Consider the following 21,027-nt stretch of genomic DNA (forward strand, 5'->3'; position numbering starts at 1 on the left):
TATAATAAGGATGGAAGTTATTTTCCTACCTTATTCACTTTGATTTTTAATCCGATCAATTTTTCAATATCACTTAAATAAGGTCTTTCTTCGACATCACAGAAGGAGATGGCATTACCTTCTAAACCCGCTCTACCTGTCCGACCAATGCGGTGTACGTAGGTTTCCGGTACATTGGGTAGGTCGTAATTGATGACCATAGGTAATTGTTCAATATCTATTCCGCGTGCGGCGATATCGGTCGCGATCAGAATTTTCAGGCGGTTTTCTTTAAATTCACCCAATGCCTTTTGCCGTGCATTTTGTGATTTATTACCGTGAATTGCTGCAGCACGAAGGCCATTCTTGGCCAGTAACTTGACAATTTTATCTGCCCCATGTTTTGTACGTGAAAATACAATCGTACGGTCTTGCTTAAATTGTTTAAGCAGATTTGTGAGTAGTTTTATTTTCTCTTTTTTCTCTATAAAATAAACCGATTGATTTACTTTTTCAGCAGTTGAACTCACTGGAGTTACGTCTACTTCAACAGGTTTGTGGAGTATACCATGTGCAAATTTGCGAATATTGGGCGGCATTGTTGCTGAGAAAAACAGGGTCTGTCTTTTTTCCGGTACTTTTGCCAAGATCTTTTTGATATCGTGGATAAAGCCCATGTCGAGCATATTATCAGCCTCATCAAGGATCAAGACTTCAATTTTATCCAAAAAAATCAATTTTTGATTCATCAGGTCCAATAGACGACCCGGTGTAGCAACTAAAATATCCACACCTTTTTTTATTTCTTTGACTTGTCTGTCTTGATTGACGCCGCCAAAAATGGTGCAATAATTTAGTTTAAGATGTTTGCGATATAAATTGATATTCTCACCGATCTGTATTGCAAGTTCACGTGTTGGTGTGAGGATTAAGGCGCGGATAGGCATCGTTTTACCATGTGCATTGTGCTCAGACAAACGCTGTAGCAAAGGTAAAGCAAAAGCTGCCGTCTTTCCGGTGCCCGTTTGTGCGCATCCAATAAGATCCTGACCGCTTAATATAACGGGGATAGCTTTTTGTTGGATTGCAGTAGGGGTTGTATATCCTGTTTCTGAGATTGCTTGGAGAAGAGGAGAAATTAAATTGAGTTGTTTGAATTCCATTAAAATATAAGTAGGAAAATAAGCTTAAACTAAAACCCTTTATGTTGTTTCAATTCTATTCAATGATTGATTAGGGGCATTGTTGTGTCGCCTGAATATGAATAAGTGTATTGAAAATAACAAGGGAAGAATACGAAAAAGAAATGGGATAAATCATTATGAATTACCCCATTAACAAGAAAGTGTATTTTTTGGATTACGCCAATTTTACGTTTGTAGCGTTGATTCCTTTTGGAGTTCTTTCTACATCATAAGTTACAACGTCGCCTTCAGATACTTGGTTCTTAAGAGCAGAAACGTGTACGAAAACGTCTGCGCTACCATCCTCTGGTGTAATAAAACCAAAACCTTTAGTTTCATTGAAAAATTTAATTTTACCTGTATTCATTATTTTTAATTAAGTCCTGCAAGGTAGGGATAATAAATGATTAATCTTTTATTTTTCGTTGAAATAACAAAGTTTTTTTTCTTTCTTAACATTTATTTAATGATAATCAACCTTCAAGGGGTGTAGGGCGTGTTTTTCTATTGTGTTGAAAGCCAGTTAGTGAAGTGTCTTTAATATGGCTCTGTAACAGATGAATCCGGATACATATCCCCAGGAATCAATGGAAACATGAACGAGTGGAAACAAACTTATTCTGTCATCTTTCACCTGGAGATCCTCTACCAGGGCGGTTATCTTTATTGGTTTTAATGTCGATATATATTTTACAATGATTTTGTTAAGGGCTTAAATTGAATTTTGTATTTTCATCGGAAACTTAAATCAAGAGCATATAAACCAACATATGATGAATAGAAAAGACTTTATCCGGACTTCCAGTATTTTAGCCGCAGCATCATTCATAGGCAAAAGCCATGCATCCGGTCTATTTGAACAACCAATTCGAGTGGGGGTTATCGGGGTCAATGGGATGGGCTGGTCTGACCTAAATGCTTTGCTAAAGCAACAAGGGGTAATCTGTACGGCACTTTGTGATGTTGATGAAAAAATCTTGAACAAAAGGGTGAAAGAACTTCAGGAAAGAAATATCAAGGTGGCCAGCTATGTTGACTATAAAAAGATGTTGAGCAGTTCGGATGTGGATGCTGTAATTATCGGAACGCCTGATCACTGGCATTGTCTACAGATGATCGATGCCGTGAAGGCGGGGAAGCACGTTTATATCGAAAAACCTATCGGGAATTCTATTCAGGAATGTCAGCTGATGCTGGCGGCAGCAAAGAAAAGTAATGCTGTTGTTCAGGTAGGGCAATGGCAGCGGAGCCAACAGCATTTTAAAGATGCGATTGATTTTGTACATTCAGGTAAGCTAGGGAAAATACGTTTGGTCAAGGCTTGGTCGTACCTGGGCTGGAAAAATAGTATTCCTATTGAACCAGATGCACCTATTCCTGCGGGAGTACATTACATGGACTGGTTGGGTCCGGCCACAAAAAGACCTTTTAATATCAACCGTTTTCATTTTAATTTCAGGTGGTTTTGGGATTATGCAGGCGGTCTGATGACAGACTGGGGCGTACATATGCTCGATTATGCTCTGCTGGGCATGAAAGTCTCCGATCCGAAATCCATTATGGCTTCGGGTGGAAAATTTGCCTTCCCGGATGATGCTGGGGAAACACCGGATACCATGACTGCGGTCTACGAGTTTGACAACTTCAATATCCAGTGGGAACATGCCAAAGGAATAGATTTAGGACCTTACAACCGTAACCATGGTGTTGCCTTTATTGGAAATAATGGAACCTTAGTCTTAAACCGTAACGGTTGGGAAGTCATACCCGAGAAGGGAAGGATGGAGGCCGTTGCATTGCGACCATCCGTTGACAATGGACTGGAGAAACATATGGCAAACTTCGTGGATGCTATTCGACAAAAAAATCCAAGGCTGCTGCATGCCCCGCTTGAAGCCGGTGCGCATATTGCTATTTTTTCGCAGATGGGGAATATTGCCTATAGAACTGGGCAGAAGCTCTACTGGAATAAGGAAAAACAACGTTTTAATGACGAAAAGGCAAATAAATACTTAGCTTCAGTATATCATAATGGGTATAAGTATCCCAAGGTTTGATAGCTGCTGATAAGACCTGCTATCGAGGCCGCAACCAATCGGGAGTTAATGATTTCTAAAAAAATATGCTGACTTTGAGCCGTTAAAATTAACGCAGTTCAAAGTCAGCATATACATCGCTTTTCCGTCAAAGGGCTGATTGATAGCCTACTGTTGGTTGTACAGCTTTTGCGGACGCCTAATGAAAGACAAACTGGTTGGCAATAGTAATCTCTTCCTGATTAATGGAATGACCGAAATTTGGATAAACGGCTAGTTTAACGTCTGCATTTTGTGCTTCCAACATTTTCACCGTCGCATTGACGCGTTCCAGCGGAACATGAAAATCGGGATCACTTGTACCGATAAATATCGGGGTTTGCATAAAATCTCCGCTATACTTACTTAAATCTATCTCTTCGCCAATAAGTCCGCCAATAATGGCAACAGCGCCACCATAACGTTTGGCGTGTTGTGCCAGAAATTCAAGCGTAAGGCAAGCCCCTTGCGAGAATCCGAAGAAATAGATGTTTTCAGTCTTGATCCCCTTATCCAAAGCAAGTTGTACCGTATTTTCAATGACTTGAATTGCCGAACTTAACCAGGGTTCATTGCTTTGTTCAGGGGCCATAAATGAATGTGGATACCAGGTGTAATTGTCGGCCTGCGGTGCAAGTAGTGCGTAATCCCCCACATTCAGATAAGCAGACATACTCAGGATATCCGTTGCATTTCCGCCACGGCCATGAATCATGATCAGTGCTTTTTCTGTATTTTCTAAACTGTGTCCAGCTGTTTTAATATTACTTGAGTGACTCATTATAGTTTTTCCTATACTGTTTTCTTAAACCATACATCGTCATATATGTCGGGATGACGATGGAATTGCGCATTTACATAAGGGCATAGTGGGACAATCTTCATGGTATTTTCCCGAGCATAGGAAACCAGTCTTTCCAACAGTATTTTTGCGAATCCTCTGCCTTCAAATGCTTCGTCGACCTCTGTATGGTAAACAACCAGTTTGCCATCGATAATGGCTATGCTCATTAAGCCAGCTTTTGTCTCTTCGGAAAACAATTGAAGTTCGCCACGCTGATTCTTATCCAGTACAATTTCTGTTCTTTCCATAGTTTTACTGTATTTTATATTAACTTACTTTGATCCTAATCTATTTTTGGTAGTGATGCTTCAATCTCTGACCGATGGTTCTCGTATTGTTTTGGCAACTTGAGGTCTGTCCCTAGACTTTCCAAAGGTTCGTCTATGGTAAATCCGGGATTGTCGGTTGCGATCTCGAATAAAACACCGCCCGGCTCACGGAAGTAAAGGGAGAAAAAGTAGTCCCGATTAATCTTTGGTGTAATATCCAAACCTGCCGAAAGTACTTTTTCGCGGTAGTCCATCAAGATATTATCATCTTTTACACGAAAGGCGACATGATGATTGGTGCCAGCAGCATTGCGACCAAAAGACAAATTGGCGTCTGCAAGAATGTCCACAATATTGGCGGTCCCGATACTATCAGTAGACAATCTATAACGTCCGTTTTCTTGTCCTTGTACAGTGTAGCCCAAGATATCTGTCAAAACCCGTAAAGTGGGGTCGGCTTCCTTCAGAGAAAGTGTAATATTATGAAAACCCTTTAATGCGTTTTCGTCCTTTATTTGCGCTGTGGTCCATACACTTCTATTATCCTTGGTCGAAGGCTCAATAAATTGTATTTGTAATCCGTCAGGATCTGTGAATGAAATCAATTTCTCACCAAAAATTTCGTCTTCCTGAAAAGCTACCTGATGTTCTTTTAACCTATTTTTCCAGAAGTCCAGACTTCCTTCAGGGACAGCGTAACCGATATGGGTAGCCATACCAGCGCCCTGTCTACCTTTACCAATACCTTCCCAAGGGAAAAAGGTCAGTATAGTGCCCGGATCTCCCTGCTCATTACCGAAGTAAAAATGATAGGTGCCTGGGTCGTCAAAATTGACGGTTTTCTTTACCAGGCGAAGCCCTAGTACACCGGTGTAAAAATCGAGATTCCGTTTTGCGTTATCAGCTATCGCTGTAATATGATGCAGTCCTAATATGTTATTGTCCATGGTTGTTGTTTTTTATTTTCTTAACTGATGTAAAATTACGGCAGCTAAGAAAAAAAATCATTGAACTAGATTAATAAAAACAGGAAATGAACTTTTTGTTTTAGTTTGTTGGTAACTTTTAGAAAGGAGAGGTCTTTAAACAAAACCTTCATGCTCTTTATAAGCACCAACAGCCATGAAAATCAACTGAAGGTTCTTTCTGATCAATAGAAAACAGATATTTTCAGAAAAAAAAACACCTGAAGTTGGGGACTTCAGGTGTTTCTAACCTAACCAATTATTAACCTAAATTTATGAAATGTATATTTCTGAATATTATACTATCGAAACATTTTCAATTATCATGCCATCTTTTTTATTTTTAACAGTTCATAAAGATTGTCGTATCAAAACAAAATACTGCGACTAAATGTTGTTTACCTATTATATCATAAAAAAAGAAGTGTGTTTGTGATAAGCTCTTTATTGTACAAAATAGCGGTTTGAAAAAAATGAAAAAAAACATGAATTTTACTATACTGGCGGCACTAATATGTCTCTTATTTACCGGATGCCAACAAAAAAGTCAGCATGATAAGTCCGGGGAAAAGGATCAGACCCAGCTAGACATTAATAAAGAGAATAAGCGGATCGTATTGGACTTTTATCAACAGATGTTCGGTGACAAGGATCTGTCGGCAGTGGACAAATATATTGCGCCGGAATATATCCAGCATAATCCTGAAGTAGCAGATGGCGCAGCCGCATTTAAAGCCGCAGCTGCAAAGTGGTTTGAAGGGCAGCCGAAAACCAAGGTAGATGTGCAACGTATTGCCTCAGATGGTGACCTTGTATTTATCCATATTAAGAATAAAAACCCTGATGGGAGCCTCACCTCCACAATAGATATTTTCCGGTTGGAAAATGGAAAGATTGTTGAACATTGGGATGCACAGCAAGATGTGCCAAAACAATCTGCAAATGAGCATCCGATGTTTTAATTAAGACTGTTTTTTATATTAATGTTAGTTCCTTTTTAAAAAAGGCCTTATATTTAATACGCTATCAATAAATTGGGTAGTTTTGTATTGACTATAGAAAATAATTAATCTAAATGAAGCGAATCTTAGGCGCAGGCCTGTTTTATATCCTTATATCAGCTTGTAGTGTTCATCACAATCCAAAGGAAAATCCACAGGTATACCTACAGAATCCGGGACGAGAAACGAAGAAATGGAAACTCATATGGGAAGATAATTTTAAATTACCCAAGTTGGATACGACCAAGTGGACCCGGATTCCTGCTGGTGGGGCAGACTGGAACCGGCACATGAGTTTGGATGATGCCTGTTTTGGTTGGGAGAAAGGGGAATTGATTCTGAAAGGTATCAATAATACGGATAGACAGAAGGACGAAAGACCCTTCCTGACTGGTGGAATATGGAGTAAGGGGAAATTTGCCTTTCAATATGGGCGTATTGAAATAAGAGCGAAGTTGGGGAGTGCTCAAGGCGCCTGGCCGGCAATCTGGATGCTGGCAGAGTTGGATAAATATGGTCAATACCCTCGAAATGGCGAAATTGATATCATGGAACACCTCAATTTTGATGATATTATGTATCAGACAACCCATTCGCATTATACCCTGAATTTGGGACAAAAGGATAACCCTAAGCATTCGGGGACAGCTAAAGTCAACGCCGGAGCGTATAATGTCTATGGTATCAGCTGGTATCCAGATCGAATTGTATTTCAGCTCAATGGCGAGGATACATTCACTTATCCACGAATAAGTGGTGTTGATGCATCCCAGTGGCCTTATGATCAGCCTTTTTACCTGTTGATAGACCAGCAGCTTGGCGGTAGCTGGGTGGGAAAAGTAGACCAGAAACAATTACCTGTCGAAATACGGGTGGACTGGGTTAAGGTTTATCAATAAGCTGGCTTTGGTTACCACCTATAATACATAACCCGGGCACTATTTAACATGGTGTAGAGATTCAATGGTAACCAATGGACCAATTAAGTGACAAAAACTTAACATACCGACCGGGAAAATAATGTTTATTTTTGAACCCAATTATGGAAGATAATACAATATTTAAGATAAGTTATAAAATAAAGGAAATCCGCAAGGAGAAGGGGATAACGATACAGGAAGTGGCTGATAAAGCTGGTGTAAGTAAGGGCCTGATATCACAGATTGAAAACAATCGAACAATACCCTCGTTGCTGGTGTTGATTAATATCATTAACGCGCTGGATGTCGACCTCAATGAATTCTTCAAAGACTTTAATTCCGACCTCGATGCGGGGCCAGTAGTTGTTCGAAAAAAAGATAGCTATACAGCCTTTGAAAAAGAGCATGCTGTTGGATTTAACTATAAACGTATCTATACCTCCGCAATGGAAAGTTCTACTATGGATATTGTGCTGCTGGAATTGCTTCCCGATGCGCAGCGTCCAATGGTGGAAACAGAAGCTTATGAATATAAATATATCATCAGTGGACAGGTGGAATATGTATTCCAGGACCAAACGATTAGACTTGAAGAAGGTGATTCCATTTTTTTTAATGGGAGATTGTCGCATACACCACGCAATGTAGGAAAAGAAAAAGCCCTTATGCTAATTGTTTACTTTTTTGAGAATAAACGCTAACAGCATTCTATCGGAGCATTATAAAAGCATCATTGATTATTTCAATGATGCTTTCTTTTTCTGCGCCCAATTATCGGTTCGATTATTTATATTTGTTTATAAATACTTAACAAAAGTTTAGTATTATGTTAATTTCCAGAATTTACTTTTGATTGCGGACAATGAGGTCCGTCAACAATTCTAAATCATGGATTTGAACCAGCGAATAAAAAGACGTATAGCGGGATTAGATGAGCGTTCGGTGGCCATACTACTGGCTATTACAGCATTTTTATGTTATACAAGTATGTATTCATTCCGGAAATCATTTACCGCTTCGGCTTTTGCCAATGAATCTATTTTAGGTATAGATTATAAAGTCTGTATGGTTATTATTCAGATGTTGGGTTATTTGGTTTCAAAATTCTACGGAATTAAATTTATCTCCGAAAGCAAGCAGCGTCATAGAGGGCGTTACCTGATCGCATTGATCTGTATTTCTTGGGCCGGTTTGTTGGCTTTTGCGCTTGTGCCTAAACCATGGAATGTCATTTTTCTTTTTATAAATGGTTTTCCGTTGGGAATGGTCTGGGGCTTGGTGTTCAGTTTCCTCGAAGGACGTCGGTATACAGAAATCATGGGGGCAGTCATGTCTGTGAGTCTAATTTTTGCTTCAGGTTTTATCAAGACCGTTGGTCGTTGGTTAATGTCTACATTTCAGGTTGATGAGTTTTGGATGCCTTTTTTGACAGGAATGCTTTTTTTCTTACCCTTTATGCTTTGTGTCTGGATTTTAGAAAACGCACCTGGACCAACAGCACAAGATAAGCGTTTGCGGACCGAACGTGTGGCAATGGATGCAACGATGCGCAAACATTTTTTTAAAGTATTTATGCCAGGCATTATTTTAACCATTATTATTTATACGATGTTGACGATCTTACGTGATGTGCGGGATAATTTCGAGATAGAAATCTGGCAAATGCTTCATCTGAAAGGGGCTGGTATTTTTGCGAAAGTTGATGGAACGATAGCATTAATTGTCTTAATTTTAATAGGCTGCCTGATTATGGTAAAAGACAATCTTAAAGCATTTAAACTGATTCATTATATGATTATTTTGGGATTTCTTACGGCCGGGATTTCCACCTATTTATTTACTATGCACTGGATCGGAGGTCTCAGTTGGATGTTGTTGGTCGGTTTGGGACTTTACATGGCTTATATTCCTTATAACGCCATCTTTTTTGAACGGATGATCGCAACCTATCGCATGAAAAGTAATATCGGTTTTGTCATGTATATGGCGGACTCCGTTGGTTATTTAGGAAGCTTTTTGATTTTAATGAATAAAGAATTTTTGCCAAATTCAGTTACCTGGGGAGCCTATTTTATTCAGCTGGTTTATCTTGCATCCATTATAGGCGCTATTCTGGCGATCTTTTCGCTCGTTTATTTCGTTCGCAAGAAAGAGCAGATGAAAACGAAAAAAGGTGATGAATTGGTTCAGCCCTGGCAGGCATCCAGTGGCGAAGTACAAATAAGTTAACGCAAATATTTTTAAAGAATGAAAACAAATACATACGATTTAATTGTTGTTGGAGGGGGGATCCTGGGAACTTTTCATGCGTATCACGCATTAAAAAAAGGATTGCGTGTACTCCAGCTTGAAAAAGATAATTTTCCCGTAGGATCTACTGTGCGCAACTTTGGTCAGGTTGTTCCATCAGGAATGGCGGGAGAGTGGTTTGATTATGGTGTAAGGGGATTAGAAATATATCAATCCATTCAGCAGGAAATGGATATTTCCATTCGGAAGAATGGCAGTATTTATATCGCTTCGGATGCCGACGAGGTACAGGTTATTCATGAACTTTCAGCACATTATCAGACGAAAGGTTATGATCATGCGCTCTGGTCCCAAGAACAAGTTCTGGCAAAATATCCTGCCTTGAATGCTGATTACGTCAAAGAGGCTATTGTTTTTGAGCAGGAATTGAGTGCAGAGCCCGAAACAATGATTCGTCAGCTGCATGTTTTTATGCAAGCAAAATTTGAAAAGTATACGCTGAAATATGACACAACAGTCATCGCTTGTGAAGATTGCAATACACTGGCACGTTTAACAACAAGCAGTCTGGATGTATTCGAGGGGGCGAAAATCATTATTTGTAATGGTTACGAATTTAAGATCCTGTATCGCTCCTTGTTTAATGATAGTGGTTTAGAAATCAGTAAACTGCAAATGATGCGTACGAAGCCTTTGCATCAGATCCAGTTGCCGGGAAATATCTTGACGGGATTGACGATTCGCCGTTATGAAAGTTTTGAAGAATACTGCCCTTCATTTGGCGCTATTCCTGTACCTGAGCATTATAATGAATTGCGTAAATATGGAATACATATTTTATTTAAACAGGCTACAGATGGTAGTATTATTGTCGGAGATTCCCATGAGTATGCAGCTGGTAATCGGTTGGATGAATTGGGTTTTGCGGTTGATACTTATATTAACGAACTCATGATTGCTGAAGCCAACCGTATTATTCCGATGCAGAAAGATTGGATTGCTTCCTCTTGGTCAGGCTTCTATTCACAGCATAAAGATCATATTCTTGAAGTTGATATCAGTCCGCGTATTCACGTGCGCACCGGTATTGGTGGTAAAGGAATGACGGCGAGTGCCGGATATGCTGAGCAAAGTATTGAGAAGCTGTTTTAAGAATATTATTTTTTGAGTAAAAGAGGTCTACTAGAAATAGTAGGCCTCTTGTCTTTATACAGGTCTAGTCTTTCTATCTGAAGTTCATATAGGAAAAAAAAATAGTCAGACAGAGGTATGGATTGATATTTTTAGAAAATTAATTATTAAGAATTTCTAATAGCAGTTTGCAGTTGTTGTTAGCAGATTTTCTGTAATCCAAGTCAACAATTTAGGATGATCATTGTTGTTTAAGATAGGTTAATTCAATGATATTTCCTTATTGGTTATGTGTTAAACAATGTTTTTATTAACTTCACAGGCATAATAGACCAGAAATAACGAACAGCAATATATGGCAAACCAAAATTTCCCTGAAAATGAATGGCGAAGGATTGAGAAATTAAAATCCTATGAGTTAATGGGGGTAGGGAAAGATCCTGAATTGGATGTATTTGCGCAGGCGGCTTGCCTGATTACCGATTGTCCCGCCGCTTTGATTGCCATGATGGAAGAGCAAACGCAACGTATACAAAGTTGTGTAGGCATGGAACTGGATACGGTCGAAAGAAAAAATACGGTTTGCCAGTATACGATTCTAAGTAAGGAGCTACTTGTCATTGAGGATACCTTCCAAGATCCGCGTTCATCCGCTAATCCGTTGATTCGGGAGGGTAATATTCGTTTTTATGCTGGAGTACCATTGATGGATGAGGATGGTGATGTGTTGGGAACCATTTGTGTGATAGATTTTCAACCCAAGTCACTTTCTGATAAGCAGCGACATTTATTGGAAGAATTGGGAAAAGGAGTGACTAAGATTCTCCTTGGAAAGAAAAGAAAGCGACAGGCTGGATATTTCTCTGAGATCTTCCAATTGACAAATAATGTTATTTGTGTATTAGATGAAAGTTGTCAGATCAAAGATGTCAACCCCGCTTTTACCAGCGTATTAGGGATCTCAAGATCAGATAGTATGGGTAAGCCCCTGTTTAGTTTATTGCAAGATGATACAAATACATTGGCCTCCGATTTAAAACAGATCGTGGATGCAGAGTATGGGATTCAATCCACATCATCGACACCTGTAGCGGATGGCAGTGAGGTCATAATTGAATGGCATTTTAAATACGATGCCATCAATCATGAAATTCTAGCCTTTGGTCGTAATGTCACAAAGGAGCGGCAGGAAAAACTGAAGCTGGAAAATTCGGAGCGTCGTTTCCGTAGTTTTTTTGAAAATGCAATTGGCTTGATGAGCATGCATGATATGGAAGGAAATATTTTGGCTGTCAATGAAAAAGGACGGGCGGTGCTGAAATATGAACAGCAGGAGGTTAAATCACTCAATCTAAAGAAATTGGTCCCACCACATCATGTAGGATTGGTGGAAGAATACCTAAAACGCATCGCGCTAAATAAAGAGGATTCTGCCATGATGGTTCTACAGACAAAGGATGGTGAAAATATTTCCTGGCTTTATCATAATATGGTCGAATTGGATGAAGAGGGCAAGCCCTATGTGGTCAGTACAGCATTGAATATGACCGATCGCATGCGCTTGGAGAACGATCTGCTGCATACCAAACAGATCCTCGAACAGACCAATGCTGTCGCTCAGGTCGGCGGATGGGAAGTAAACCTTGCGGAAAATAAGGTGTATTGGTCCGACTCAACAAAATTGATTCACGGTGTCGAACCAAATTTTACGCCGGATTTTGAGCATGCTATTGGTTTTTATGAGCCCGAAAGCCAAATAGCGCTACGACATATATTCGAAGAATCGATCCGTAGCAGAAAACCTTATGATACAGAATTGCGCCTGTTAAAACAGAATGGGGAAACAATCTGGGTCAGGGTAAAAGGTATTCCTGAATTTGAGAATGATGTTTGTAAACGGGTATTTGGTATTATCCAGGATATTGATAAGAGTAAATCCCTGTATCTCGAATTGGAACGTAAAGAATCCATGTTACGTGCCTTTGTAAATTATGTGCCTGCATCGGTAGCGATGTTCGACCGAGATTTTAATTATGTATCGCTGAGCAATCAATGGATTGAAGACTTTCATAAAGATGAAAGTCAATTACTTAATAAGAACCTGTTTGAACTTTTTCCGGATATTCCGGATCAAAGAAAAAAAATCTATCAGGATGCGTTGCAGGGAATGCCTTATAAGAATATAGATGAAGTCATTCAGGTCGGCGGAATAGCCGAGCCGCAGCACTTCAACTGGGAGGTACGGCCATGGCATCTAACCGATGGCAGCATCGGTGGGATTATTATTTTCACGCAAAATATCACGGAATCTGTCCAAATAAATGAGGAATTAAAACATGCAAAAAAAATGGCGGATTTGGCAAGTAAAGCCAAATCGGAATTCTTAGCCAATATGAGTCACGAAATCCGGACACCACTAAATGGTGTGATCGGGTTCTCAGATTTATTGTTGAAAACTCCGCTGAATGATACGCAAATGCAATATTTGGGCTATATTAATGAATCTGGGAACAGTTTATTAAATATCATCAACGACATTCTGGACTTTTCTAAGATTGAATCTGGAAAACTGGAACTGTTTGTCGATAAATATAATGTATACGATATCGCAAATCAGGTGATCAATGTGGTATTATACCAAGCTCAGCGAAAAGAGGTTGAATTGCTTTTGAATATCGAGCAAGGATTGCCGGCTTTTATATGGGTTGACGAAGCCCGTATTAAACAAGTCCTTATTAATTTACTGGGCAATGCGGTTAAGTTTACCGAAAAAGGGGAGATCGAGTTTAAAATAAGTCGCCTTTATCATGATAGCGACAAGTTAAGCCTACGTTTTGAAGTGCGCGATACAGGAATCGGAATTCCTGAGGAAAAACAGCAACGTATTTTTGATGCTTTTACGCAGGAAGACAGTTCTGTTAGCAAACGGTACGGTGGAACTGGGCTAGGACTGACCATCTCCAATAATTTGTTAAAATATATGGGGAGCAAGTTGAATTTGACCAGCCAACTGGGAAAAGGATCGACGTTCTACTTTGATATTGAGGTATCCTGCGAAATGATGGAGCAGGAAGATGGCGATCTACCCTTAAATAGGGTACTTGTGGTGGATGATAATGCCAACAATCGGGTTATCCTACAACACATGTTGGCTTATAAAAAGGTTGAGTCTGTATTGGCGGAAAATGGTATGGAGGCATTGCAATTGCTGATGAAAGGAGAGCGCTTCGATGTGATCTTGATGGATTATCATATGCCTATTTTATCGGGACTTGAAACCATTGAAAAGATTAAGGAACTGTTTCGGCAACAGGGAGAGGGGATTCCGTTGATTGTATTACATACATCTTCTGAGGAGCACGAAGTAATTTCAGCGTTTAGACAGGAAGAACGCTCGTTTTGCCTACTGAAGCCGATTAAATCGGATGAACTGTATCAAACCTTGCGTAGGGCTATCCAACAAAATAAAGAAGAGGCCGGACAGGCAAAAGTAAATCTATCCCTACCTACGGATGTCTATGGTAAAGGAATTCAGGTTTTGTTGGCAGATGATAATGCGGTCAACATGGCATTGAATTTAAGAATGATGGCCAGTATTATGCCGGATGCAATTTTGACAGAGGTGTCAAATGGAGCCGAGGCGATTCGAGCATGTGAGGAAGTGAATTTTGATCTTATCCTGCTGGATGTGCAAATGCCGGAAGTTGATGGTATCGAAGCTACAAAACAGATCCGTCAAATGAAACAATATCAAGATACGCCTATTATCGGTATCACTGCCGGGAATGTTTCGGGTGAAAAAGAGCGCTGTTTAGCTGCTGGAATGTCTGACTTTTTAGCTAAACCTATTCGACAACAGGATTTGTTTAATGCCTTGCAGCAAGCAATGTTATCGATGGATTCTTCTCAACAACCGGAGATCGAGGCTGCAGATTTGGCAACCCATTTGGATCTGCAGCGTTTGAATGAACAGGCGGGTGATGATCCCGCATTTTTATCCTTTTTCCTCGACTTGGTCATCAAAGAAATTACAGCATCGAGGGCGCAGATTGCAGATGCAAAAAAAGAAAACGATCTGAAGCTTATCAAGGAGCTATTGCATAAATTGAAGGGAACTTCATCGACTGCTGGGCTTATTAAGCTGGCTCAACTAACCAAAGAGCTGGAAGCCAGCATTTCCTTCGATACCGATCTGTCAAAAGCCTTTACTGCTATCGAAGCAGAAATGGAGATCGGCTTGGATTTGATTACAAAAATTTTAAATAAATAAGAGTATGTTGATTTTAATTGCCGAAGACGACGAGTTAATTTTGCGCACCGTAGAACACAAATTAGTAAAAGAAGGACACGAAGTTGTTTTGACCAGAAATGGTCAGGAAGCTATTGAAAAGATCGGAGAATTGGAATTTGATCTGGTAGTGACCGATATTATGATGCCATTTGCTTCAGGAATCGAAATTCTTGCTGCGATAAAACGTATTGGAAAGAAAGTTCCAGTCATTGTGCTGTCAAGTATGGGGCAGGAGGAAGTTGTTGTAGACGCCTTCGACCTTGGGGCTTCAGATTTTATGGTGAAACCATTTAGTCCAAACGAGCTTATCCTGAGAATAAAACGCTTAACAAATAAATAGACTTAGATTATGTCCCAGCATATCGTCCTACATGAGCTTATCCTAGCAATAATCGCCGTCCTAGTTCTAGTGCTATTGCTGATTATTGCCGTGCTGGGCTACAGTTTTTACAGTTATAGGATCTTACATAATCGACATTCCTGGAGACAGATTATCGAGTATAAAATTATAGAGACGATTGTGGGGACTGATAAGAATACTGAACACGATCAGGAATTCGGCAAATATCTCAAGGAACCTTCATTTCGTGCACTTTTCTTGGATGTATTGGTTGCTTCGGACCGTAAATTTTCCGGCGCGGCAAAAAAAGCCATCAATGGCCTGTTTTATCAATTCAAATTGGAAGATGAGGCTTGGCGAAAGCTAAGGCAAAGAAAAGCCTACCTCGTTGCCGGTGGTATACAGGAATTGGCTGCGATGAATGTTGAAGCGGCAATTCCGGAGATAAAGGCTAAACTGAATGATGATCGTACGGCGGTTTATCAGGAAGCACAGTACGCTATGGTAAGTTTTCAGGGCTATGAAGGTCTGGGATTTTTAGAGCATTTTGATAAACCGCTATCAGACTGGCAACAATTGCGACTCCTGTACTCTATTCATCATATACCTGAACTTTCTGATGTGCAGTTTTACAGTTGGTTAAAGAGTACAAATGATTATGTCGTTATATTTACCTTGCGTCTGATCCGAAAATTTAGATTGATGCCAATGTATGCAGCAGTCCATGACTTGCTTGACCATCCAGCCATACCTGTTCGTGTACAAGCTATACGGACGCTGCAAGCCATAGAAAACAACACGACCATTAGACAGTTTATTACCTGCTTCGATCAACAGCCAATTGAAGTACAGCTTGAAATCCTTAAATCCATGAAAGTGGCCCGGAGCAGGGAAAGTGAAGATTTTTTGAAGAAACAATTGTGGAATCATGCTGAGGTATCGATTAAAATCTCGGCGGCAGAGGTACTTGTCGTTCTAGGTGAAGTAGACTATTTGCACGAAATTTCGCGAACAGCGGATACCTACGACCAACTCATACAGATTATTAAACACGCTTTGCAAGAGAAAAAATGTTAGAATTTTCCCATATTGTTTATGAAATTGCAGTTTGGCTATTTTTACTGTATTCTGCTGCCGTATTTATTATCTATACGTGGATCGGATTATATGCTTATGGAGCAGTCTTTCGTTATAAACATAAAAACGCATTTACCGATTATAGTATTATTGCTACAAATCCCAATGCACCCACCTTTAGCCTGATCGCGCCAGCCTATAATGAGGGGATGACCATTATCGAGAATGTACGCTCTCTATTATCCTTGTATTACCATAATTTGGAAATTATCATTGTGAATGATGGCAGTAAGGATGATTCTATGGAAAAATTGATCGTGGCTTATGAACTCGAACTTACTTCTTTTTTTGTACAGGGAAATATTGAAACCAAGGTAATTCGGGGAATCTATAAAAGTAAAAATCCAGCCTTTAAAAAACTCATTGTTGTCGATAAAGAGAATGGCGGTAAAGCTGACGCACTCAATGTTGGTGTTAACATTTCTGCTGGTGATTATATCGTCTGTATCGACGTGGACTGTATTCTGGAACAGGATGCGATCTTAAAATTGGCGAAACCCTTTTTGGAACAAACAGAGAAACGTGTCATTGCTTGTGGTGGCGTAATACGTTTGGCAAATAATTGCAATGTGGTCAATGGGGCTGTGACGGAGGTAAATCTTCCGAAGTCCTGGTTGGGCCGCACGCAGGCGCTGGAATATATCCGTGCCTTTATTTTGGGGCGAATGGCTTGGTCCAGGGCTTCTGGATTGATTTTGATTTCTGGTGCATTTGGGGCTTTTGATCGTCAGATCGTTTTGGCTTGTGGTGGTTATGACAGAAATACGGTGGGTGAGGATATGGAGCTCGTGGTACGTATGCGGCGTTATATGGAAGAGCAAAAGCAAGCCTATGAAGTCGTTAATATTCCGGATCCATTGTGTTGGACGGAAGTGCCGGAGTCAAAAGAGGTACTGCGCAAACAGCGCAATCGCTGGATGAGAGGTACCATGGAGACCTTATGGAAGCATCGAAAACTGATGTTTAATCCCAAATACGGTCGTTTTGGTATGATCAGTATGCCTTACTGGTTTTTCTTTGAGTTTTTGGGACCTCTAGTTGAATTTACAGGTTACATTGTCTTTGTGATCTTTTTTATTCTAGGAATCATCAACTGGCCCTTCTTCTTTGCCTTATTTGCGCTGGTCATCGCTTCTGGAATTCTCTATTCAATCTATGCCATCTTGGTTGATCTTGTCAGCCATCAGGTCTATACAAAAAAACGGGATCTCTCAACCTTGCTTACAACCGCCATTCTTGAACCTTTATATTTTCATCCCATTGTTGTCAAAGCCGGTGTGCAGGGGGTAGTAGATTACTTTCGTAAGCAACATGGTTGGGGCGAAATGACGAGACAAGGGTTTCAGCAAAAAGAGGCGAATGAGTCCGTTTGGAAATACTTGAGTAAGCGATTAAATCTAGCATTGCAAGGAATCGGTCCGGTCATGGCTGTTTTCTTTGTGTTGTACATGTTGTCCATCGGAATAGAATGGTGGTGGTATGGCCGACGTTTTGCTCAGCTTGCAGATGTTGGTGCAGGGAAATACCTTCTTGGAGACAACCTGCTCTTTGCCTTTCAGGTGCTGGGTTGTGTGGGACTAGGGTATGTATTGCTTCAGTTTCTCAGTAGCTTTTGGTCGAAGTTTCTGCTGGTCGTATCATTATCAGCAATCGTTGTCATTCAATTTATTCTGTTTCTGTATTTCGCGGAATCGCGAAATCTGCTTGGCGCGGACATGTTTTATTACAGTTCCGAAGAGATGAAACAGATTTTGGAAGCCAGTGGCATGCTGAGTTTTACGAATATCGCTTTACTTTTATTACTGATTGTGATCGCTTGGGTTCCGCTTTGGATAGCCAATAAGCAGACTTTTAAAAAGGCTTATGTGGGGATTGCTTTCTTGTTGATAGGCCTTGTGTCTTGCTTTATTTCTTCGGCTTCAATCTTGGGAAGCGCTTCAGCAAAAGATGAATTTGTGGCCAATGCAAGTCGAAGTAAGTGGCGTTATTTTTTTGATTCCAATTTATCCAATTATGTGATGGAGCATCCCGGAATGTTGGCTGTACTCGGTCAAGATGATGCGGATCCCAAGGAACTGAATAGTAAATTTCCTTTTCTGAAAACTGAAGATACCAAGGATTTCCTGGGAGCCTATTTAAATAAGACAACGAAGGCACCGAATTTGGTCATTCTTGTTATTGAAGGTTTGGGACATGCCTATAGTTCGGAAAATGGTTATATCGGCAACTTTACGCCATTTATAGGTGCGTTGAAAAAACAATCATTGTATTGGGATAATAATATGAGCTCCTCGGGAAGGACATTTTCGGTATTGCCTACATTAACGGGCTCATTGCCTTTCGCCATGCATGGTTTCCTTGAGCAGGATACCTTGCCGGATAACTTTAATCTGTTCAACATTCTAAAGCATAACGGGTTTAATACAGGATTTTTCTATGGTGGTCATTCTAATTTCGATTTCATGAAAAAATTTATGGACTATAACAAAATTGATAGGCTCATTGACCAGGAGGCTTTTGGTCCGCCCTATAAGAAGTTACCGGAAAAAGGAGGCGAAAGTTGGGGGTATGAAGATCAGGCCGTATTTAGCAAATTGCTTGAAGTACAGAAAGTGCAGGAGAATCCCTATTTCCATGTCCTGCTGACGCTATCGACACACAATCCTTTTTTAATTAATAATGCAGCCCATTATGAGCAGTTATTTGATCAGCGAATCGCATCTATGGAGCTGTCTCCGATGCAAAAAAAGTGGGCCCTGGAGAACCGTACACAGCTTGTTTCAGTTTTAAATTTGGACGATGCGATGGCACAGTTTTTTAAGGAATATAAAAAAAGACCGGATTTTGCGAATACCATTTTTATTATCACGGGAGACCATGCTATGCCGGAGATACCTTTACAAAGTAAAATAGACCGTTATCATGTGCCACTATTGATTTATTCGCCACTGCTAAAAGAAGCAAAGACCTTTCACAATTTTGTGAGCCATTTTGACATTGCTCCTTCGGTACTGGCTTATTATAGGGAAAGTTTTGCCCTAAAAACTCCAACTCAAGTGACCTGGATAGGTCAGGGTCTTGATAAAGGTGCATCAGCAAAAGGAGAGGGGATCGCCATGATGCAGAGCAAGAACCAACTGATTGACTTCGTGCGTGGTAATTATCACCTTTCTGAGGGCCAATTATATCAACTGGATGGCACGCTCAATGAAGATATGGCCCCGGATAATGCAAAAGAAGAATTGTCCAAGCGCTTTGAATTGTTTAAGCGCAAGAACAAATTGTTTTATACTCAAAAGCGACTGTTACCAGACAGTGTTTATGTCAACTATTTTAGGCCCCTGAAGAAAGACTAAAACTTGCGGATATACCCTAGGATGATATCCAATTGATTTCCTTTTTCTTTTGGTCTGAATTCTTGGTTATAATAGGTGCCGGAGATCGAAAATAGATTACTTTGTTTGACAGAAAAATTGTACTCAGCACCTACTTTGAATGTCTTTAATTTGTATGGTGCATTATCCAATAGATTATTTCGGTTTTCCTCGGGGCTCAAACCTGTTCCGGCACTAAATCCGAAGTAATCGTTTGCACCTTTCGTATAGTAACGCACTGTGCCGGTATAAGATTGGGAAATATTCTTCTCGCCGGGTGTGAGGTATGTCCTGAGATTAAACCAGAAGTTTTGGTAATACTTTCCGACCGAAGCTGTATACATCCAGATATTGTCACTGAAATAAAGCTGTCGGTATCCGATTTCCCCTTCAAAACTATGTGGTAAGTTGGCGTATAAGGAGACACCTGTACGATATTTGGCAAATATGCCTACATTATTGGAGTAAGCTGCTCCAACATAGAGGTAAAATATCTTGGATAGACGTGGATAAGCTTCCATTTCAAACTGTACACCGTTCTCTGCGAACTTATTCGCATAATTTGTTCTAAAGATCACAGATCCGATGGGAGTAGCACGTTTATAGCTTAAGCCAACGATATGCCAGTTATTGTCAAACTGTTTGTCAAAATAGACGAAATTATAGGTTAAACCAATGGCGTTTTTAGCGGTATATTCCTCAATGTTTTTGGCCAAAGACCGTGCTTCCGCATTTTTTTGGTCTATTTTTAGGAGTTGATGCACCGCATTTTCGGCGACCTCATAGTGATTGGCGCTATAGTTGATCTTGGCTTTCAACAACAGGAGATCCTGTGATTGCGGGTGAAAACCCAGCCCTTTGTCGGTCAGCTGGCTTGCTTTCTTAGCCTGGCCATTCCAATACTCCAGCGCTGCATAAGCTAAAAAGAAGTCTTCATCTTTTGTATTTTTCTTATCTAGCTCATGAAAGAGCGTCCGGGCTGAATCAATCTTGTCTGACCAGGTATAAAGACGCCCCAGAAAGATGCTGATGTCGGTATACTCTGGTGCCTGTACAAGCGCCTGTTTCGATAATTGGATGGCCTGTGGATAGTCTTTTGAATCAAAAGCGACCTTACGTGCTTTGGCAAAGAGATCATCAGCGGTGATTTTTGTCTCTTGGGCAATTGAAAATAAAGGTAATAAAGCGAGTGATAGTAATGGATAGATTACTTTTTTCATTCCAGATTGTATAGTTGACATTTAGCTTGCTAATATATAAACTAAAA

At 40.1% G+C, this 21,027-nt stretch carries 16 protein-coding genes; 10 read left to right on the plus strand and 6 right to left on the minus strand.

The window, feature by feature from the left end:
* Positions 1 to 17: 17 nt before the first annotated feature.
* Together LC454_RS03505 and LC454_RS03510 are read right to left on the minus strand one after the other, a co-directional pair.
* Positions 18 to 1,142 (minus strand): DEAD/DEAH box helicase, encoded by a 1,125-nt coding sequence (locus LC454_RS03505; protein WP_223579486.1) that lies wholly within the window; start codon positions 1,140 to 1,142, stop codon positions 18 to 20.
* Positions 1,143 to 1,338: 196 nt separating this feature from the next.
* Entirely contained in the window at positions 1,339 to 1,530 is a 192-nt protein-coding gene (locus LC454_RS03510) for a cold-shock protein (RefSeq protein WP_077434921.1), read from the minus strand.
* 403 nt (positions 1,531 to 1,933) lie between these two features.
* On the opposite strand from LC454_RS03510, the gene LC454_RS03515 reads away from it, so the two are divergent.
* Entirely contained in the window at positions 1,934 to 3,220 is a 1,287-nt protein-coding gene (locus tag LC454_RS03515; protein ID WP_223579490.1) for a Gfo/Idh/MocA family protein, read from the plus strand.
* A 178-nt stretch (positions 3,221 to 3,398) separates the two neighbouring features.
* On the opposite strand, the gene LC454_RS03520 is transcribed toward LC454_RS03515, so the two are convergent.
* From LC454_RS03520 to LC454_RS03530, 3 genes are read right to left on the minus strand one after another with little or no spacing between them, the layout of a single operon-like run.
* Entirely contained in the window at positions 3,399 to 4,019 is a 621-nt protein-coding gene (locus LC454_RS03520) for an alpha/beta hydrolase (protein WP_223579493.1), read from the minus strand.
* Between the two features lie 11 nt (positions 4,020 to 4,030).
* Entirely contained in the window at positions 4,031 to 4,330 is a 300-nt protein-coding gene (locus LC454_RS03525) for a GNAT family N-acetyltransferase (RefSeq protein ID WP_223579496.1), read from the minus strand.
* A 35-nt stretch (positions 4,331 to 4,365) separates the two neighbouring features.
* The gene (locus LC454_RS03530) at positions 4,366 to 5,298 is read right to left on the minus strand and encodes a ring-cleaving dioxygenase (protein ID WP_223579499.1); all 933 of its coding nucleotides are present in this window, start codon (positions 5,296 to 5,298) and stop codon (positions 4,366 to 4,368) included.
* Between the two features lie 503 nt (positions 5,299 to 5,801).
* Between LC454_RS03530 and LC454_RS03535 the strand changes: the two genes are divergently transcribed.
* From LC454_RS03535 to LC454_RS03575, 9 genes are all read left to right on the plus strand, one after another.
* Entirely contained in the window at positions 5,802 to 6,278 is a 477-nt protein-coding gene (locus tag LC454_RS03535) for an ester cyclase (protein WP_223579513.1), read from the plus strand.
* A 113-nt stretch (positions 6,279 to 6,391) separates the two neighbouring features.
* Positions 6,392 to 7,216: a glycoside hydrolase family 16 protein gene (locus LC454_RS03540; RefSeq protein WP_223579516.1), complete on the plus strand. Its 825-nt coding sequence runs from the start codon at positions 6,392 to 6,394 to the stop codon at positions 7,214 to 7,216.
* Positions 7,217 to 7,359: 143 nt separating this feature from the next.
* Complete coding sequence (locus LC454_RS03545; RefSeq protein WP_223579520.1) at positions 7,360 to 7,938, plus strand: helix-turn-helix domain-containing protein; 579 nt, start codon at positions 7,360 to 7,362, stop codon at positions 7,936 to 7,938.
* Between the two features lie 187 nt (positions 7,939 to 8,125).
* Positions 8,126 to 9,466, plus strand: a complete 1,341-nt coding sequence (locus LC454_RS03550; protein ID WP_223579522.1) for a DUF5690 family protein — start codon at positions 8,126 to 8,128, stop codon at positions 9,464 to 9,466.
* 18 nt (positions 9,467 to 9,484) lie between these two features.
* A complete protein-coding gene (locus tag LC454_RS03555; RefSeq protein WP_223579538.1) occupies positions 9,485 to 10,639 on the plus strand; it encodes a TIGR03364 family FAD-dependent oxidoreductase in 1,155 nt (384 codons plus the stop codon).
* Positions 10,640 to 10,973: 334 nt separating this feature from the next.
* Positions 10,974 to 14,888 (plus strand): response regulator, encoded by a 3,915-nt coding sequence (locus LC454_RS03560; protein ID WP_223579541.1) that lies wholly within the window; start codon positions 10,974 to 10,976, stop codon positions 14,886 to 14,888.
* 4 nt (positions 14,889 to 14,892) lie between these two features.
* Positions 14,893 to 15,249, plus strand: coding sequence for a response regulator transcription factor (locus tag LC454_RS03565; RefSeq protein ID WP_223579544.1), 357 nt, complete (start codon positions 14,893 to 14,895; stop codon positions 15,247 to 15,249).
* A gap of 9 nt (positions 15,250 to 15,258) precedes the next feature.
* Positions 15,259 to 16,326: a hypothetical protein gene (locus LC454_RS03570; RefSeq protein ID WP_223579547.1), complete on the plus strand. Its 1,068-nt coding sequence runs from the start codon at positions 15,259 to 15,261 to the stop codon at positions 16,324 to 16,326.
* The gene (locus LC454_RS03575) at positions 16,320 to 19,742 is read left to right on the plus strand and encodes a sulfatase-like hydrolase/transferase (protein ID WP_223579550.1); all 3,423 of its coding nucleotides are present in this window, start codon (positions 16,320 to 16,322) and stop codon (positions 19,740 to 19,742) included. Before LC454_RS03570 ends, LC454_RS03575 begins: the two co-directional genes overlap by 7 nt.
* On the opposite strand, the gene LC454_RS03580 is transcribed toward LC454_RS03575, so the two are convergent.
* A complete protein-coding gene (locus LC454_RS03580) occupies positions 19,739 to 20,980 on the minus strand; it encodes a YaiO family outer membrane beta-barrel protein (protein ID WP_223579553.1) in 1,242 nt (413 codons plus the stop codon). The two genes, LC454_RS03575 and LC454_RS03580, sit on opposite strands and share 4 nt — an antisense overlap.
* Positions 20,981 to 21,027 lie beyond the last annotated feature (47 nt).

The sequence above is a fragment of the Sphingobacterium sp. GVS05A genome (genome assembly GCF_019969845.1).
Taxonomy (GTDB): Bacteria; Bacteroidota; Bacteroidia; order Sphingobacteriales; family Sphingobacteriaceae; genus Sphingobacterium.

Excerpts from the sequence above, each read along its gene's own strand:
- LC454_RS03505 (WP_223579486.1), bottom strand. The coding sequence starts at position 1,142 with ATGGAATTCAAACAACTCAATTTAATTTCTCCTCTTCTCCAAGCAATC.
- LC454_RS03565 (WP_223579544.1), top strand. The coding sequence starts at position 14,893 with ATGTTGATTTTAATTGCCGAAGACGACGAGTTAATTTTGCGCACCGTA.
- LC454_RS03560 (WP_223579541.1), top strand. The coding sequence starts at position 10,974 with ATGGCAAACCAAAATTTCCCTGAAAATGAATGGCGAAGGATTGAGAAA.
- LC454_RS03580 (WP_223579553.1), bottom strand. The coding sequence starts at position 20,980 with ATGAAAAAAGTAATCTATCCATTACTATCACTCGCTTTATTACCTTTA.
- LC454_RS03515 (WP_223579490.1), top strand. The coding sequence starts at position 1,934 with ATGATGAATAGAAAAGACTTTATCCGGACTTCCAGTATTTTAGCCGCA.
- LC454_RS03545 (WP_223579520.1), top strand. The coding sequence starts at position 7,360 with ATGGAAGATAATACAATATTTAAGATAAGTTATAAAATAAAGGAAATC.
- LC454_RS03555 (WP_223579538.1), top strand. The coding sequence starts at position 9,485 with ATGAAAACAAATACATACGATTTAATTGTTGTTGGAGGGGGGATCCTG.
- LC454_RS03540 (WP_223579516.1), top strand. The coding sequence starts at position 6,392 with ATGAAGCGAATCTTAGGCGCAGGCCTGTTTTATATCCTTATATCAGCT.
- LC454_RS03520 (WP_223579493.1), bottom strand. The coding sequence starts at position 4,019 with ATGAGTCACTCAAGTAATATTAAAACAGCTGGACACAGTTTAGAAAAT.
- LC454_RS03535 (WP_223579513.1), top strand. The coding sequence starts at position 5,802 with ATGAATTTTACTATACTGGCGGCACTAATATGTCTCTTATTTACCGGA.
- LC454_RS03570 (WP_223579547.1), top strand. The coding sequence starts at position 15,259 with ATGTCCCAGCATATCGTCCTACATGAGCTTATCCTAGCAATAATCGCC.
- LC454_RS03510 (WP_077434921.1), bottom strand. The coding sequence starts at position 1,530 with ATGAATACAGGTAAAATTAAATTTTTCAATGAAACTAAAGGTTTTGGT.
- LC454_RS03530 (WP_223579499.1), bottom strand. The coding sequence starts at position 5,298 with ATGGACAATAACATATTAGGACTGCATCATATTACAGCGATAGCTGAT.
- LC454_RS03525 (WP_223579496.1), bottom strand. The coding sequence starts at position 4,330 with ATGGAAAGAACAGAAATTGTACTGGATAAGAATCAGCGTGGCGAACTT.
- LC454_RS03550 (WP_223579522.1), top strand. The coding sequence starts at position 8,126 with ATGGATTTGAACCAGCGAATAAAAAGACGTATAGCGGGATTAGATGAG.
- LC454_RS03575 (WP_223579550.1), top strand. The coding sequence starts at position 16,320 with ATGTTAGAATTTTCCCATATTGTTTATGAAATTGCAGTTTGGCTATTT.